1 protein-coding gene is annotated in these 1,960 nt (G+C 34.8%); it reads left to right on the top strand.

Annotation, left to right across the window (positions count from 1 at the left end):
* Positions 1-257: 257 nt before the first annotated feature.
* On the top strand, positions 258-1,751 hold the full coding sequence (locus ACODSB_RS23945) for a catalase (protein ID WP_488938885.1): 1,494 nt from the start codon (positions 258-260) through the stop codon (positions 1,749-1,751).
* Positions 1,752-1,960: the final 209 nt, after the last annotated feature.

Genomic DNA, 1,960 nt, shown 5'->3' with positions numbered 1-1,960 from the left:
ATCATTTAACTAACCAAAACCAAAATAATAAATAACCAGTTTATTACATTACAAATGTCCGACATATATCAATCTTATGCTGTTAAGGTTTTGTTATTACTTTGTTGACCATAAGTTAAGATTTGTCAAAACCCTTTTTTGAGCTTTCTGCAACGTTAAATAATTTTTGATTATTAAAATATAATAACAATCAATTTTGTTTATGAATATCGTAGAGATTAGTTTGTATATTTGATAAAACATTAAAAATCAGCGATATGGAATCAAACAAAAAATTAACAACTGCTACAGGAACTCCAGTTCCAGATAACCAAAATATTCAAACAGCAGGTCCGCGAGGCCCCGTTTTATTACAAGATTTTTGGTTCTTAGAAAAAATGGCACATTTTGATCGAGAGGTAATCCCGGAACGTCGTATGCATGCAAAAGGATCTGGCGCTTACGGAACTTTTACGGTAACTCACGATATTACAAAATACACAAGAGCCGATTTGTTTTCGGAAATTGGTAAAAAAACAGAAATGTTTGCTCGTTTTTCTACTGTTGCAGGGGAAAGAGGTGCTGCTGATGCCGAAAGAGATATTCGTGGTTTTGCTTTGAAATTTTATACGAATGAAGGAAACTGGGATTTAGTTGGAAACAATACTCCGGTATTCTTTTTTAGAGATCCAATGAAATTTCCAGACTTAAACCACGCCGTAAAACGTGACCCAAAAACCAACCTGAGAAGTGCTGATAACAATTGGGATTTTTGGACATTATTACCAGAAGCTTTACACCAGGTTACAATTGTAATGAGTGACAGAGGAATTCCTAGATCATACAGACAAATGCACGGATTTGGTAGTCATACATTTAGTTTTATTAATAAACAAAATGAAAGACATTACGTGAAATTTCATTTTGTAACACAACAGGGAATTGATAACCTTTCTGATGAAGAAGCAGCTAAATTAGTAGGAGGAGACCGAGAAAGCCATCAAAGAGATTTATTTGATGCTATTGAAGAAGGAAACTTCCCAAAATGGAAATTATTCGTTCAAATCATGACCGAAGAACAAGCTGAAAATTATCGTTTTCATCCGTTTGATTTGACTAAAGTTTGGTTGAAAAAAGATTTCCCATTGATTCCAGTTGGAGAATTCGAATTAAACAAAAACCCTGAAAATTATTTTGCAGAAGTAGAGCAGGCTGCATTTAATCCGGCGCATGTTGTTCCGGGAATTAGTTTCTCACCAGATAAAATGCTGCAAGCGCGTTTGTTCTCTTACGGAGATGCACACAGATATCGTTTAGGAGTAAACAACTTCCAAATTCCGGTAAATTCAGCAAGATGCCCATATAATACTTTCCATAGAGACGGGGCAATGCGTGTTGACGGAAATAACGGATCTAAAAAACATTATGAACCAAATAGTTTTGGTGAAATGCAAGAACAGCCAGAATTTAAAGAACCACCATTAAAACTTCATGGTGATGCCTGGGCACATAATTTTAGAGATGACGATAACGATTATTTCACTCAGCCAGGATTATTATTCAACTTACTAACTTCAGAGAAAAAACAATTATTGTTTAAAAATACTGCTGCACAAGTTGGAGGAGCTCAAAAGTTTATCCAGATTCGTCACATCAGAAACTGCTACAAAGCCGATCCTGCATACGGAGAAGGTGTTGCAAACGCACTAGGTTTAACAATGGATGAAGTAAATACTTTTGATGATCCAAGATTGTCAATTGTGGTTAGATAAGGTTCAAAGACTCAGAGGTTCAAAGGGACAAAGGTTCTGAATCTTAATTAGAATTTAAAAGTAAACCCGACAGGTTTTTAAAACCTGTCGGGTTTGTTATTTTATATCGATATGAATTTGATTTCCATAATTTCAAATATTCTTTATTCAAACTGGACTGAAGTCCAGCTCTACAATATAATTTGTTCCTTCGGAACTATAAAAAGAGC

The sequence above is a fragment of the Flavobacterium sp. FG68 genome, from assembly GCF_057808895.1.
Note: the sequence above shows the minus strand (reverse complement) of the source record. Positions and strands in the feature narration are given on the sequence as shown.

Coding starts and splice junctions, on each gene's coding strand:
- ACODSB_RS23945 (WP_488938885.1), top strand. CDS start 258: ATGGAATCAAACAAAAAATTAACAACTGCTACAGGAACTCCAGTTCCA.